The 14282-nt window shown below is 65.6% G+C and carries 13 protein-coding genes; 5 read left to right on the forward strand and 8 right to left on the reverse strand.

Annotated features, from left to right (window positions below):
• Positions 1-10: 10 nt before the first annotated feature.
• The 5 genes from I6F31_RS24395 to I6F31_RS24415 all read left to right on the forward strand — a co-directional run bounded on the left by I6F31_RS24395 (position 11) and on the right by I6F31_RS24415 (position 4831).
• Positions 11-1534 (forward strand): sugar ABC transporter ATP-binding protein, encoded by a 1524-nt coding sequence (locus I6F31_RS24395; RefSeq protein ID WP_225186228.1) that lies wholly within the window; start codon positions 11-13, stop codon positions 1532-1534.
• Positions 1527-2477, forward strand: coding sequence for an ABC transporter permease (locus I6F31_RS24400; protein WP_225186229.1), 951 nt, complete (start codon positions 1527-1529; stop codon positions 2475-2477). Before I6F31_RS24395 ends, I6F31_RS24400 begins: the two co-directional genes overlap by 8 nt.
• On the forward strand, positions 2474-3451 hold the full coding sequence (locus tag I6F31_RS24405; protein ID WP_036005199.1) for an ABC transporter permease: 978 nt from the start codon (positions 2474-2476) through the stop codon (positions 3449-3451). Before I6F31_RS24400 ends, I6F31_RS24405 begins: the two co-directional genes overlap by 4 nt.
• A gap of 41 nt (positions 3452-3492) precedes the next feature.
• Complete coding sequence (locus I6F31_RS24410; RefSeq protein WP_036005202.1) at positions 3493-4467, forward strand: sugar ABC transporter substrate-binding protein; 975 nt, start codon at positions 3493-3495, stop codon at positions 4465-4467.
• A 76-nt stretch (positions 4468-4543) separates the two neighbouring features.
• A complete protein-coding gene (locus I6F31_RS24415; protein ID WP_036005205.1) occupies positions 4544-4831 on the forward strand; it encodes a YciI family protein in 288 nt (95 codons plus the stop codon).
• A gap of 249 nt (positions 4832-5080) precedes the next feature.
• On the opposite strand, the gene I6F31_RS24420 is transcribed toward I6F31_RS24415, so the two are convergent.
• From I6F31_RS24420 to I6F31_RS24455, 8 genes are all read right to left on the reverse strand, one after another.
• Positions 5081-6073 (reverse strand): oligopeptide/dipeptide ABC transporter ATP-binding protein, encoded by a 993-nt coding sequence (locus I6F31_RS24420; protein WP_225186230.1) that lies wholly within the window; start codon positions 6071-6073, stop codon positions 5081-5083.
• A complete protein-coding gene (locus tag I6F31_RS24425) occupies positions 6070-7059 on the reverse strand; it encodes an ABC transporter ATP-binding protein (RefSeq protein WP_225186231.1) in 990 nt (329 codons plus the stop codon). The genes I6F31_RS24420 and I6F31_RS24425 overlap by 4 nt, the downstream gene beginning before the upstream one ends.
• A gap of 31 nt (positions 7060-7090) precedes the next feature.
• Positions 7091-8014 (reverse strand): ABC transporter permease, encoded by a 924-nt coding sequence (locus I6F31_RS24430; RefSeq protein ID WP_036034858.1) that lies wholly within the window; start codon positions 8012-8014, stop codon positions 7091-7093.
• Positions 8011-8952: an ABC transporter permease gene (locus I6F31_RS24435; RefSeq protein WP_225186232.1), complete on the reverse strand. Its 942-nt coding sequence runs from the start codon at positions 8950-8952 to the stop codon at positions 8011-8013. Before I6F31_RS24435 ends, I6F31_RS24430 begins: the two co-directional genes overlap by 4 nt.
• Before the next feature lie 17 nt (positions 8953-8969).
• Positions 8970-10574, reverse strand: a complete 1605-nt coding sequence (locus I6F31_RS24440; protein ID WP_109145850.1) for an ABC transporter substrate-binding protein — start codon at positions 10572-10574, stop codon at positions 8970-8972.
• Positions 10575-10724: 150 nt separating this feature from the next.
• The gene (locus I6F31_RS24445) at positions 10725-12395 is read right to left on the reverse strand and encodes an ABC transporter ATP-binding protein (protein WP_225186233.1); all 1671 of its coding nucleotides are present in this window, start codon (positions 12393-12395) and stop codon (positions 10725-10727) included.
• Positions 12392-13240, reverse strand: a complete 849-nt coding sequence (locus tag I6F31_RS24450) for an ABC transporter permease (protein ID WP_036005271.1) — start codon at positions 13238-13240, stop codon at positions 12392-12394. The genes I6F31_RS24445 and I6F31_RS24450 overlap by 4 nt, the downstream gene beginning before the upstream one ends.
• Positions 13237-14271, reverse strand: a complete 1035-nt coding sequence (locus tag I6F31_RS24455) for an ABC transporter permease (RefSeq protein ID WP_036005288.1) — start codon at positions 14269-14271, stop codon at positions 13237-13239. The genes I6F31_RS24450 and I6F31_RS24455 overlap by 4 nt, the downstream gene beginning before the upstream one ends.
• Positions 14272-14282 lie beyond the last annotated feature (11 nt).

The following is a 14282-nucleotide window of genomic DNA, read 5'->3' on the forward strand; positions in this document are numbered from 1 at the left end:
GCAACAAGCCATGAGCGACGCGCTCCCGATCGAGGTCACCTCGCCCACGCCGCTGCTGGAACTGCGCGGCATCAGCAAGGAGTTTCCGGGCGTCAAGGCGCTCGACGACGTGTCCTTTGCCGTCTACCCCGGCGAAGTCCATATGCTGCTGGGCGAGAACGGCGCCGGCAAGTCGAGCCTGATGAAGGTGCTGTGCGGCGCATATCGCGCCGACGCGGGCGAGTTCTATTACAACGGCGAGCGGGTCGCGATCTCCTCGACTGCCGATGCGCAGAAGCTCGGCATCGCCGTAATCTTCCAGGAATTCTCGCTGGTCCCCCATCTCGACATCGCCCAGAATATCTTCCTCGGCCGCGAGCCGAAGGGCCGCATTCCCGGCACCATCGACCGCCGCAGGATATTGGCTGACGCAAGGCGCGTGCTCGACACCATCGGCTTCGACATCGATCCCGCCACCACCGTCGACAAGCTCGGCGTCGCCCAGCAGCAGATGGTCGAGATCGCCAAGGCGATCAGCCAGAACGCCCGCATCCTCGTCATGGACGAGCCGACCGCGGCACTGTCCGACCGCGAGACCGAGCTCTTGTTCGCGCTGATTGCGCGGCTGAAGGCCGACGGCGTTTCGATCGTCTATATCTCGCACCGCATGGCCGAGGTGTTCGCGCTCGGCGATCGCATAACGGTGCTGCGCGACGGCCGCCGCATCGACGGCGTCCGGCCCGCCGACGTCACGCCGGACCAGCTCGTGCGCATGATGGTCGGCCGCAACGTCGACATGACCTATCCGCGCCATTTCGCCGACAAGCCCGGCGAGGTGCTGCTCCAGGTCAAGGGCCTCTCCGCGCCCACCGGCATCTCCGACATCAACATCGAGGTGCGCCGGGGCGAGATCGTCGGGCTATGCGGCCTGGTCGGCTCCGGCCGCAGCGAGGTCGCCCGCGCCATCTTCGGCGCCGACCCCGTGACCTCGGGCGAGATCATCTTCGATGGTAAGAGCATTTCCGGCGAGCCGGATCTCGCCGCCCGTCGCGGCATCGCGCTGATCCCCGAAAGCCGCAAGAGCGAAGGCCTCGCGCTGCTGCGATCCGTCAGCGACAATTTGGTGGTGTCGGCGCTGAAAAAGCTGTTTCCGAGCGGGCTATTCGACCAACGCTCGGCCCAGCGTACCGCTGACGGTCTGATCCGGCAGCTCCGCATCGCGACACCAAGCGCACGCCAGACCGTCGGCCTGCTCTCGGGCGGCAACCAGCAGAAGGTCGTGATCGGCAAATGGCTCGCCGCCGGCTCAAAACTCTTCATCTTCGACGAGCCGACGCGGGGCATCGACATCGGCGCCAAGTCGGAGATCTTCGCGCTGATCGACCGCCTCGTGGCGGACGGCGCGGCGGCCCTGATGATCTCGTCCGAGCAGGTCGAGATCTGCCATGTCTGCGACCGCGCCTATGTGATGCGCGAGGGACGCATCGCCGGACATCTGACACGCAGCGAATTGACCGAGGAGAATATCGTGCGATTGGGGATGCATCATGCGTGAGGCCGCGGTCGTCGCTCAACCAAATCCACTGCAGCGCATTCCCGGCGTTGCCATGGTGCTGGTGCTGCTGATCGCGCTGTTCAGCGCGATCGCGCCCGGCTTCCTATCGGTCGCCAACCTCTCCAACGTGCTGGTGCAGTCGACCATCCTGACCATGCTCGCGCTGCCGATGACGCTGATCATCATGACGGAGGGGCTGGACCTGTCGATGGGCGCGGTGCTGACGCTGACCTCGCTCTGCGTCGCTATCGTGTCGCTTGCGACCAAGTCGATGCTGCTGGGCCTTGGCGCCGGCCTTCTGGTCGGTACGGCCTTTGGTGTTGCGAACGGCTGGCTGGTCGCCATTCTGGGCATACCGCCCTTCGTCGCGACGCTCGGCACGCTCGGCATGGCGCAGGGCCTGTCGCTGATCGTCAGCGACGGCCAGAGCGTGGTCGGCATTCCCCACAGCGTGCGCGACATCTACTCGGCGACGCTGCTCGGCATTCCCGTGCCGATCGTGATGGCGCTGGTGACATATGCGGCCTTTCACGGCCTGCTCTATCACACCCGCTTCGGCACCTACATCTTCGCCCTCGGCGGCAACCGCGAGGCGCTGCGCTATGCCGGGCTCTCGCCCAACAGGCTGCTGATCGCGGTCTACGCGATCGGTGGCGCCATGGCCGGAATCGCAGGCCTGTTGATGACCGCACGCATGAACTCCGGCCATCCCACCGCCGGCCTCGGCCTGGAATTCGATGCCATCGCGGCCGTCGCCGTCGGCGGCACCTCGTTCGAGCGGGGCAATGGCTGGCTACTCGGTACGCTGCTCGGGGTCCTTTCCGTCGGCGTGTTGCGCAACGGCCTGAACCTGATCTCGCTCCCCTCCTCGGTGCAGGTCGCCAGCGTCGGCGTGCTCGTCATCGTTGCCCTGTTCCTCGACGGCCTCAGGAGCCGCACATGACCGACATCACCAAGGGCGCCATGGCGCCGCCCCGCTCCTTCCTGTCGCAGGACGCGGTCCAGCTATTCTATCGCCTGCTCGCGGCTTTCCTGATCTGCGCGGTGCTGGCCGTGCTCAGCGATTCCTTCCTGAGCCTCGGCAACATCCTCAACGTGCTGAGGCAGGCAAGCTTGACCTTCTTCATCGCCTCCGGCCTGACGCTGGTGGTGCTGACCGCAGGCCTCGATCTCTCCGTCGGCGCCAATGTCGCGCTGTCCGCCTGCCTCGCCGGTACCGTGATCCACACGACCGGTTCGCCTGCGCTCGGCATCCTCACCGGACTTGCCTGCGGCGGGCTCGTCGGCCTGATCAACGGCGTCATGGTCACGGCGCTCCGCATCCCCTCCTTCATCGCCACCTACGGCATGCTCTGGGTGCTGAACGGCCTCACCTATTGGTACATGGCGGGCGAGACCCTGCACGGCTTCCCGGCCGGCTTCCGCCAGATCGGCAGCGGCTATCTGTTCGGCCTGCCCATTCCGGTCTACCTGCTCCTGGTGTTCCTCGGCATCGGGACGTTCTTCGCGCAGCGCACGGTCTGGGGCCAGGAGATCTACGCGATCGGCGCCAATCCTGTCGCCGCACGACTATCAGGCATTCCCGTCGCGCGCCGCCTGCTGCTGGTCTACGCGGTCTCAGGCACCATGGCGGGACTTGCCTCGATCATCTTCCTGTCGCGGCTCAATTCGGCCGAGGCCGATATCGGCGAGAGCCTGACGCTGCCGGCGATCGCGGCCGTTCTGATCGGGGGCACCTCGCTGTTCGGTGGCGTCGGCACCGTGTTCGGCACCTTCATCGGCGCGCTGATACTGACCCTGGTGCTGAACGGCATGAACCTGCTCGCGGTCAGCGCCAATTGGCAGCCGCTCGTCACCGGCGTCATCGTCATTCTCGCGGTCTGGCTCGACATGAAGACCCGCCGCCGCGCGCAATGAGTTCCAGCAATCCAACAAGCAAAATGAGGGATGGAGGCAATATGAGAAAGACAATTGGCTATGTGGCGCTGCCGCTGCTGATGGCGACTGCGCTCACCACTGCGGCGCGTGCCGACGGCGAGACCATCGCCGTCTTCACCAAGAACCAGACCAATCCGTTCTTCCAGACGGTGCGGGTCGGCGCCGACAACATGGCGAAGGTGCTGAACGCGAAGACGCTGCAATACATCCCGACCAAGCCGGACTCGATTCCCGAGCAGCTCAGTCAGATCGAGGACGTCGTGGTGAAGAAGCCGAGCGCGATCGTGTTCACGCCGGTCGACTACAAGGCGATGGTGCCGGGCGTCGAGAAGATCAACGAAGCCAAGATCCCGGTCGTCAACATCACCGACCGTTCGGCCGGCGGCAAGTTCCTGTCCTTCGTCGGCGCCGACGATTACAGCCTTGGGCTGGAGACCGCGCGCTTCCTGCTGAAGACGCTCGGCGGCAAGGGCAACATCGTCATCATCGAAGGCGTCAAGGGCTCGCTAACCAATGTCGACCGCGTCCGCGGCTTCAACGACGCGCTGAAGGAAGCCCCCGGCGCCAAGCTTTTGGCTTCGCAGCCCGGCAATTATCAGCGGCTGCAGGCGCTCCAGGTCATGGAAAACCTGATGCAGTCGAATTCGCAGATCGACGGCGTGCTCGCCGCCAACGATGCCATGGCGGTCGGCGCGATCGAGGCGCTCGACGGTGCCAACCGCAAGGCGCAGGTGATCGGCATCAACGGCACCAAGGAGGCGATCGACGCGATCAAGTCCGGCAAACTGCTGGCGAGCGGCGACTACAACGGCTTTGCGCAAGGCTGCCTCGGCACCATGATGGCAATCCGCTCCCTGCGGGGCCAGCCTGTCATCAGCGAGATCGTGCTGAAGCCGACGGTGATCACCAAGGACAATTACGGGCCGTTCGACGTGCCGCTGGAGCAGCGGACCTGCCCCACCTTCGAGGACGCCGGCAAGCTCAGCGCGAAGTAGGCCATCCCCCCACATCAGGACCGGACGGCCGCAGCCCGCGGCCGTCCCAAGAATGAAGCCAAGAAACGGAGACAGCATGCTGTTCGCCATTCACGCCCTCGACCGCACCGGCGCGTTGCCGACGCGGCTCGCCAATTACGACGCCCACAAGGCTTTCCTCAGCGACACCTCGCGCTTCGGCGTCAAGATCGTGATGTCCGGTCCGCTCGTCTCCGACGACGGCCAGACCATGATCGGCAGCCTGTTCCTGATCGAGGCCCCTAGCCGTAGCGAGGTCGAGGCCTTCAATCGCGCCGATCCGTTTGCCGCGGCCGGCATCTGGGACAAGGTGACGATCACCGGCTTCCTGCGCCGGCAGGGTTGAGGGTCCGCCACGACAAAGTGCGAAAACAACCCCATGCACAGTAGAACGGGGCTTGTTTTCGCTTACGAATTTCCGATGCACCGCGCGACCTCGCATCCGAGGCCAATGCCGACCCGGATCGGCGGTGGATTTTGACTCGTCGGGCAAAACAGGGGCATAATGTAATCATCACCCGATGTCAGTTGCGCCCGCCATCCAGGCACCTGCCCAGCGTCGGCGCGGTGTGCGACGCGGACTGGCGTCAGGTCCCTAACCGCTGACTGCCGGCGCAGCCTCTTCCAGGTGACACGCCACCCACTGCTCGGGTCCCGTCGCGCGCAGCGTCGGCTCCTCGGTCCGGCAACGATCGAACACGAACGGGCAACGGGTGTGAAAGCGGCATCCCTTCGGCGGATTGATCGGGCTCGGCACGTCGCCCTTGAGGATGATGGGATTGCGCTGGGCTCCGGGCTCCGGCAGCGGCACGGCCGAAAGCAGCGCCTTGGTGTAGGGATGCCTTGGCGCGGCAAAGATCTCGCGGCGCGGAGCCACCTCGACGATCTTGCCGAGATACATCACGGCGACGCGATGGGTCATGTGCTCGACGATGGCAAGATCGTGGCTGATGAAGAGCAGCGCGAGCCCGAACTCGCGCTGCAGATCCTGCAGTAGATTGACGAGCTGCGCCTTGACCGAAACGTCCAGCGCGGAGACCGCCTCGTCGCAGACGATCAGCTCGGGCTCGGCAGCCAGCGCCCGCGCAATGCCAATGCGCTGACGCTGGCCGCCGGAGAATTCGTGCGGCCTGCGGTTCAGCGCCTCGCGCGGCAGGCGCACCGTGTCCATCAGTGATGTGACACGGACCTCGAGATCCTCTGCGGACTTGGCGAGGCCGAAATTGCGGATCGGCTCGGCGAGAATGTCGCGCACACGCATGCGCGGATTGAGGCTGGAGAACGGGTCCTGGAACACGACCTGCACGCGGCGGCGCATCTGGCGCATCGTGCCAGGTGCTGCGTCGTCGATCCTCTGGCCATCGAGGATGACCTGGCCCGAGGTGATCTCGAACAGTCGCAGGATGGCGCGGCCGACCGTCGATTTTCCGCAGCCGGACTCGCCGACCAGGGACAGCGTCTCGCCGCGCGCGATCTCGAAGGAGACGCCGTCCACCGCGTAGACGAATTCGGTTTGCCGTCCGAAGAGGCCCTTGTTGATCGGAAAGTGCTTCTTGAGGTCGTTGACCTGGAGCAGCGGAACACTCATGCCGCGATCGCTCCCTTGGCGGCGTAATGGCACGCAGCGATGTGGCGGGGGCCCTTCTCTTCCAGCCCCGGCGCATACTGGCGGCACAGATCGGTCGCGAGCGCACAGCGCCCGGCAAAGACGCAGCCCGTGATCGGCTTGCGCAGATCAGGCACCTGCCCGGGAATCTCGGCGAGCCGCGTCGCGGTGCCCGCAAGCGAAGAGCCGAGCTTCGGCACCGCGCCTAACAGGCCCTGCGTATAGGGATGGCGCGGGGAACGGAACAGCTCGGCCACCGGCGCCTCCTCGACCTTGCGGCCGGCATACATCACCATGACACGCTCGGCAATCTCGGCGACGACGCCGAGATCGTGGGTGATCAGGATGATGGCGGCGCCGACCCGGCGCTTCAGGTCCAGCATCAGCTTGAGGATCTGCGCCTGGATTGTCACGTCGAGGGCGGTTGTCGGCTCGTCTGCAATGAGAAGCTTCGGATTGCAGGCCAGCGCGACCGCGATCATCACGCGCTGGCGCATGCCGCCGGACAGCTGGTGCGGATATTCGCCGACGCGCCGTTTCGGCTCGGGAATGCCGACCAGTGTCAGCATCTCGACCGCATGCGCCTCCGCCGCCTGCTTGTCGAGGCCTTGATGGATCATCAAGGTCTCGCGGATCTGGCGGCCGACGGTGAGCACCGGGTTCAGGCTCGTCATCGGTTCCTGAAAGATCATCGAGATGTCGTTGCCGCGGATCGCGCGCATCTCGCGATCGGACAGTTTCAGCAGATCCCTGCCCGCGAAGCGGATGCTGCCTGCGATCCGGCCCGGCGGCTCCGGAATCAGCCGCATCAAGGACATCGACGTCACCGACTTGCCGCAACCGGACTCGCCGACGATGGCGAGCGTCTCACCCTCGTTGATATGGAAGGATACCCCGTCGACCGCGCGGTTGATGCCGCCGGGCGTGCGGAAATGGGTCTGGAGGTTCTCGACTTCGAGCAAAGCCATCGCAATCAGCCTCGATCCATCACAGACAACATCACAGGCTTTTGGCCATGCGCGGGTCCAGCGCATCGCGAAGACCGTCGCCGAGCAGATTCACGGCGAGCACGGTGACGGACAGGAACGCCGCCGGGAAGAACACGATGTAGGGCTTCACCTGCCAGAGCGCGCGGCCCTCGGCCATGATGTTGCCCCAGGACGGGATGGTCGGCGGCGTGCCGGCGCCGATGAAGGACAGGATCGCCTCCGTGATCATGGCGCTGGCGCAGATGTAAGTTGCCTGGACCAGCATCGGCGCAACCGTGTTGGGCAGGATGTGGCGCAGGATGATCATCGGCGTGCGCGTGCCGCAGGCCACGGCCGCGTCCACATAGGGCTGCTCGCGCAAGGACAGCACGACGCTGCGGACGAGGCGCGAGACGCGCGGAATCTCGGCGATGGTGATCGCCAGGATGACGTTGCCGACGCTGCCGCGCGTCAGGGCCATGAGCGCGATCGCCAGCAGGATCGGCGGAATCGACATCAGCCCGTCCATGAACCGCATCAGGATGCCGTCGGCCCAGCGGATGAAGCCGGAGACCATGCCGATGGCAAGGCCGATCGCCGAGGCGCAGATCGCGACCGACAGGCCGACCGTGAGCGAGACGCGCGCGCCGAACAGCACGCGCGAATAGATGTCGCGGCCGAGCACGTCGGTGCCGAACCAGAAATCGGCCGACGGCGCGCGGGTGCGCTTGGCGGGCGCAAGCGCGGTCGGATCGACCGTGCCGAGGTATGGCGCAAAGATCGCGATCAGCACCAGCATCAGCAGCAGCGCGCCTCCGATCGCGACCGTCGGGTGGCCGCGCAGGAGGCCGACGAAGCCGCGCCGTATCCTGACCGGCCGCAGGATCTCGGGCAGTTGCGGCGCAAGGACGAGGCCGGCCGGAAGCGAATGCGGATTAACGGTGGTGTCGGTCAATAGCGGATCCTCGGGTCAACGAGCGTGTAGACGACGTCGATCATCAGATTGACGAGGACGTAGACGAAGCTGAACAGCAGCACGATGCCCTGGATCACCGGATAGTCACGGCGCAGGATCGCATCGATGGTGAGGCGGCCGAGGCCGGGGATCGCGAACACGCTCTCGGTAACGACCGCCCCGCCGATCAGCAGCGCGATGCCGATCCCGATCACGGTGACGATCGGCACCGCCGCGTTCTTCAGCGCGTGAATGAACAGGATGCCGCCCTGCCCGAGGCCCTTGGCCTTGGCGGTGCGGATATAGTCCTGCTGCAGCACTTCGAGCATGGCTGCCCGCGTGATGCGGGCGACCAGCGCGATGTAGACGCAGCCGAGCGCGATCGCCGGCAGGATCAGGTTTTCCAGCCATGGCCAGAAACCCTGGGCCAGCGGCGTGTAGCCCTGCACCGGCAGCCATTCCAGCTCCAGCGCGAAGATGTAGGCGAGCATGTAGCCGACCACGAAGACGGGCAGCGAGAATCCGAACACGGCAAAGCCCATGATGACGCGATCGATCAGGCTGCCGGCCTTCCATGCCGCCACCACGCCGAGCGGCACCGCCACCACGATCGTCAGCAGCAGCGTGACGATCATCAGCGACAGCGTCGGTCCGAGACGCTGCCCGATCATCGTCGAGACCGGCAGGTTGGTGAAGATCGAGGTGCCGAGATCGCCGTGCAGGATGCGCCAGACCCAGCCTCCGAACTGGACCAGGAAGGGCCGGTCCAGCCCGAGGCTCTGGCGGATGCGCTCCACATCCTCCGGGCTTGCCTGATCGCCCGCGATCACCACGGCCGGATCGCCGGGCGCGATGTAGAGCAGGCTGAACACGAACAGCGCGACGATGGCCATGACTGGCAAGGTCGCGACGATGCGACGGAGGATGTAGGAGAGCATCTGGCCTCAGCGCACGATCATGCGGACTTCGACACGCCCCAGAAGAACGGCAGCGGTCCCTTGGCAACGCCGGAGACGTTCTTGCGCCAGGCGGTGTAGCTCAGGAAGAAACCCGTGGGCGCGTAGACGACGTCATCGATCGCCGCCTTGTTGAGGCGGCCCATGGCGGCCTTCTCTTCGTCGACGTTCTTGGCCTCGAACCACGAGGCGACCTCCTTTTCGGTGGCCGCGCTGGTGGGCCAGCCGAACCAGGCCTTGTCGCCGTTGGCACGGATGGCGGTGTAGGGAGCCGGATTGACGCAATCCGCGCCTGCGTGCCAGGTGTGGAACATGTTCCAGCCGCCCTGTCCCGGAGGCGTCTTCTGTGCGCGGCGGGAGCCGACGGTGCCCCAATCGGTTGCGACGAAATCGACATTCATGCCGAGCTTCTTGAGAAGGTCGGCGGTGACGTCGCCCATTGCCTTGGTGATCGGTTGGTCCTGCGCGACGAGGCAGGTCACCGGCTGGCCGGAATAGCCGCTCTCGGCGAGCAGCTTCTTGGCGGCGTCCAGATCGCGCTTGCCCTTCAGGATCTCGCCGCCCACTTCGGTGTAGAGCGGCGTATCCGGCGTGAAGAAGCCGGGCAGCGGCTTCCACAGCGAATTGTCGTCGCCGACGATCGCGCGCATGTAGTCTTCCTGGCTGAGCGCCATCAGCACCGCACGCCGCGCCTTGACGTCATTGAACGGCGGATAGAGGAAGTTCATGCGGAACGAGCCGATATTGCCGAGGGGATCGCCGATATCGACGCTGATATTCTTGTTCTTCTTCAGAACCGGAACGAGATCCGCGATCGGGTTCTCCCACCAGTCGATCTCACCGTTCTGCAACGCGGCCGCCGCGGTTGCCGGATCCGGCATGATCACCCACTCGACGCGGTCGACCATCACCTGCTTGCCGCCAGCAAGCCAGGACGCCTTCTCCTGCCGCGGTGAATAGTCGGCGAATTTCTCGAACACGGCCTTCGCACCGGGGACCCACTCGCTCTTGGCGAACTTCAGCGGACCGGAGCCGATATATTCAGAAATCTGCTTGAACGGATCGGTCTGCGCGATGCGCTCCGGCATGATGAAGCTGCAAGGCGAATTGTTCTTGCCGAGCGCATAGAGCAATTTCGGGAAAGGCTGCTTCAGCACCCATTTGAAGGTGCGGTCGTCGACGGCCGTGAGCTCCTGCTGGAGCGCCTTGATCATCAGGCCCATCGGATCGCGCGCCGACCAGCGCGTCAGGCTTGCCACGACGTCCTTGCTGAGCACCGGCTCGCCATCGTGGAATTTGAGGCCGGGCCGCAGCTTGAACGTCCAGGTGGTGCCGTCGTCGGTCACTTCCTCGGACTCGACCATCTGCCGCTGCGGCCGGAACGAGGAATCGATGCCGTAGAGCGTGTCCCAGACCATCGCGGCGGCATTGCGCACGACATATTGCGTGCCCCAGATCGGGTCGAAATTGGCGAGATTGGCCTGGGGCACGAATCGCAGGGTGCGCGCCGCCGCACCCTGGGCGATCGCCGGGGCCGACAGGCCACCCGTCAACGCCAGACTGCCCGCGCCAGCCAGTCCCTTCAATACCGTCCTGCGATCCATGAAGTCCTCCCAGAGATGCCGTGATGCCAGCTATTCATTGGCAAAGGGCAAGTGAAACCGAACCCATTTGCAAGCAAATGGTATGCCACTAAATGCGGCTTCGCCAGCGGGATCTCGCCATTTGGCGGCCCAGGAATACGAGTTCGGGGTTCACAGAGCGGCCGCCAGCGTCGGCCCGGTCTCGATATGCGGGATCGCCTCGACCAGTTTGCGCGTGTAGTCGGTCTTTGGATTGTCAAACAGCGCCCGGCTCTCGCCCTGCTCCACGATGCCGCCGTTGCGCAGCACGATGGTGCGGTCGCACAGCATGCGCACGACATTGAGATCGTGGCTGACGAACAGCAGCGCAATGTCGTTCTCGCGCCTGAGGCGATCGAGCAGCTGCAGCACAACCGCCTGCACCGAGACGTCGAGCGCGGCGGTCGGCTCGTCCAGCACCAGCAGCCGCGGCCGGCAGGCGATGGCGCGGGCAATGCCGACGCGGGCCTTCTGCCCGCCGGAGAGCTGATGCGGAAACCGCGGCAACAGATCGAGCGGCAGTCCGACCCGCTCGGCGCACTCTTCCACCCGTTTGCGCAGGGCCTCGCCCGCGCGCATGCCGTCGAGCCGCATCAAGGGATGGGCGATGCAATCGAACGCCGTGAAGCGCGGGTTGAGGCTCTCGTTCGGGTCCTGAAAGACCATCTGGATGTCTTTGCGCAACGGCGAGCGGTGGAAATCGCGCGCCGCCACGTGCCCGATCGACTGCCCGTCGAACACGATGTCGCCCTCGCTCGGATCGATCAGGCGGCAGATCATGCGCGAGGTCGTGCTCTTGCCCGAGCCGGACTCGCCGACCAGCCCGACACTCTCGCCGCCCGCCATGGTCATCGAGAAGTCGGCAACCGCGGCGGAGCCCTGATCGAAACGCTTGGCGAGCTTGCGCACTTCCAGGAGCGGCGGCGTGCCGTGCGCTCGCTCCTGCCTGGGTCTGGTGACGACGTTGGCGTAACGCTCTCTGTCCTCCTCCGTCACGAGATCTTCGATCCGTGACGTCGCCGTCGGCGACGCCGCAACCAGGCGCCTCGTATAGGCGTGCTGCGGCGCGCTGAAGAGAATGCCGGGGCTCGCCTCCTCGACGATGCGGCCGCGCTCCATCACGGCGATGCGGCGGCAGTAGCGTGCCGCAAGGCCGAGGTCGTGCGTGATCAGGATCGTGGCCATGCCTCGCGCGGCGGCAATGTCTGCCAGCAGATCCATCACCACCTTCTGCGTGGTAACGTCGAGGCCGGTGGTCGGCTCGTCCGCGATCAACAGCGCAGGATTGCAGGAGATCGCGATCGCGATCATGACGCGCTGGCACATGCCGCCGGAGAGCTCGTGCGGATAGGCGTTCATCCGCGCCTCGGGATCGCGGATCTGAACGGCGCGCAGCAGGTCCAGCGCCTCGGCACGCGCGGCCTCTTTCGAGATACGCTTGTGGGTGAGGATCGCGTCCGCGATCTGCAGGCCGATCGCGCGGATCGGATTGAGCGCCGCCCGCGGATTCTGGAAGATCATCGACATCGCGGCGCCCTGCAGCTGTCGCAAATCATCGCCGCGGAGCTTGGTGACGTCCTGCCCACGGAACAGAATCTTGCCGCCGGTGACGCGGCCGGCTGCATCGAGCAGCCGCGTCGTCGCAAAGCCGGTAACCGACTTGCCCGAGCCGCTCTCGCCGACGAGGCCGAGCATCTCGCCGGCCTTGACGGTGAGCGTGACGCCGCGCACGGCCTCGACCATGCCCCGCCGCGTCGAGAACGCGACGTGGAGGTCGTCGATCCTGAGCAGATCCTCGCTCATGTGCGCATCCGGGGATCGAGAATGTCCCGCATGCCGTCGCCGAGGAGGTTGAAGCACAGCACGGCCAGCATCAGTGCGAGGCCGGGAAAGGCCACCAGCCACCAGCGTCCGGTGGAGATGAAGCGCGCGCCTTCCGCGACCATGATGCCCCATTCCGGCGTCGGCGGCTTGACGCCGAGACCGATGAACGACAGGCCGGCGGCATTGAGAATGGCCCAGCCGAGATTGAGCGAGATCTGCACCGCCATCGCCGGCAGGATGTTCGGCAGCAGGAAGCGCAGCACCACCGAGAAATGGCTCTCGCCGCAGGCGCGCGCAGCCTCGACCCAGCCGACATTGCGGCGGACGTTGACCTCGGCGCGCGCGAAGCGGATGTAGAACGGAAGATTGATGATCGCGGTCGCGATCACGATGTTCTCGATCCGGTTGCCGAGCGCGGCGACCATCGCCATCGCTAGCACGAACAGCGGAAACGCCATCATCACGTCGACGAAGCGGCCGACGGCGCGATCAAGCCGTCCGCCGGCATAGCCGCAGAACGCGCCGACCACGGCCCCGATCACGAAGGAGATTCCGACCGCGGAGACTGCGATGGCAAGGTCGAGCCGTGCAGCGATGATGAGACGGCTGAACACGTCGCGGCCGAGCTGGTCCGTACCGGCAATGTGCGCCGCACTCGGTGGCAGCAGGGCCTCCGACACGTTCGAGGCCACGGGATCGTAGGGCACGATCCACGGTCCGAAGATCGCGACCAGGACGAACAGCGTCACCCCGGCCGCGGCCACCGCCGTGAGCGGATTGCCGCGCAGGATCCAGACCGAATGGCGAAGTGTGGCGCTGGTCATTCGATCGACACCCTGGGATCGGCGATGCCGTAGCAGATGTCCACGACGAGATTGACCAGCACGAACAGGCTGGCCATCAGCAGCACGAAACCCTGCACCGGCGCATAGTCGGAGGACAGCAACGCGTCGAGCGCATAAGAGGCCACGCCCGGCCAGGAGAACACTTTCTCCACCAGCACGTTGGCGCCCAGCATGGTCGAGAACACGATGCCGGCGATGGTGATGACGGGCAGGATCGCATTGCGGAGCGCATAGGTGACGACCACCTTGCGCCAGGACAATCCGACCGAGCGCGCAGTGCGCACGAAATCGCTGCCGAGCGAGACCAGCATCGAGGCCCGCGTGATCCGCGCCAGCGGCGCGATCACGAACAGCGCCATGCTCACCGCCGGCAGGATCAACTGCCTGCAGGCCGCCCACCAGCCCTCGACGTCGCCGGCGAGCAGGAAATCGATCGAGAGGAAGCCGGTGCGCTGCGGCGGCAGCGAGGTGAAGACGTCGATGCGCCCGGTCGGATCAGGGGCCAGCCCGAACAGATAATAGAAGACATAGATCAAGAGCAGGCCCGAGACGAAGGTCGGCACGCAGACGCCGAGTGCGCAGAACAGCCGCACGCCGTGATCGATGATTGATCCCGGCCGCAGCGCCGCCAGCACCCCAAGCGGCACTGCCGCGATGAGCGCGATCAGCAGTGCGGTGAAGGTGAGCTCCAGCGAAGCCGGCAATCGCTCGCGCAGGTCCTTCAGCACCGGCTGTCCCGTCATCATCGAGCGGCCGAGATTGCCGTGGCCGATGTCGGAGAGATAGAACACGAGCTGCTCCGGCACGGATTTGTCGAGCCCCATCTGCTTGCGGATCTGCTCGATCTCCTCCTTGCCGGCATTGGGCCCCGAGGCGAAGAACACCGCGGGGTCGCCGGGCAGGACGCGCATCAACAGGAAGGTGAAGACCAGCACACCGAACAGTGCCGGCAGCGACGACAAGAGCCGCCTGCCCGCCCGCACCATCGTTGCACCAAGACCGGTCGTCACCATTCAGCGTC

The sequence above is a fragment of the Bradyrhizobium sp. NBAIM01 genome, from assembly GCF_020194115.1.
GTDB classification, from domain to species: Bacteria; Pseudomonadota; Alphaproteobacteria; order Rhizobiales; family Xanthobacteraceae; genus Bradyrhizobium; species Bradyrhizobium yuanmingense.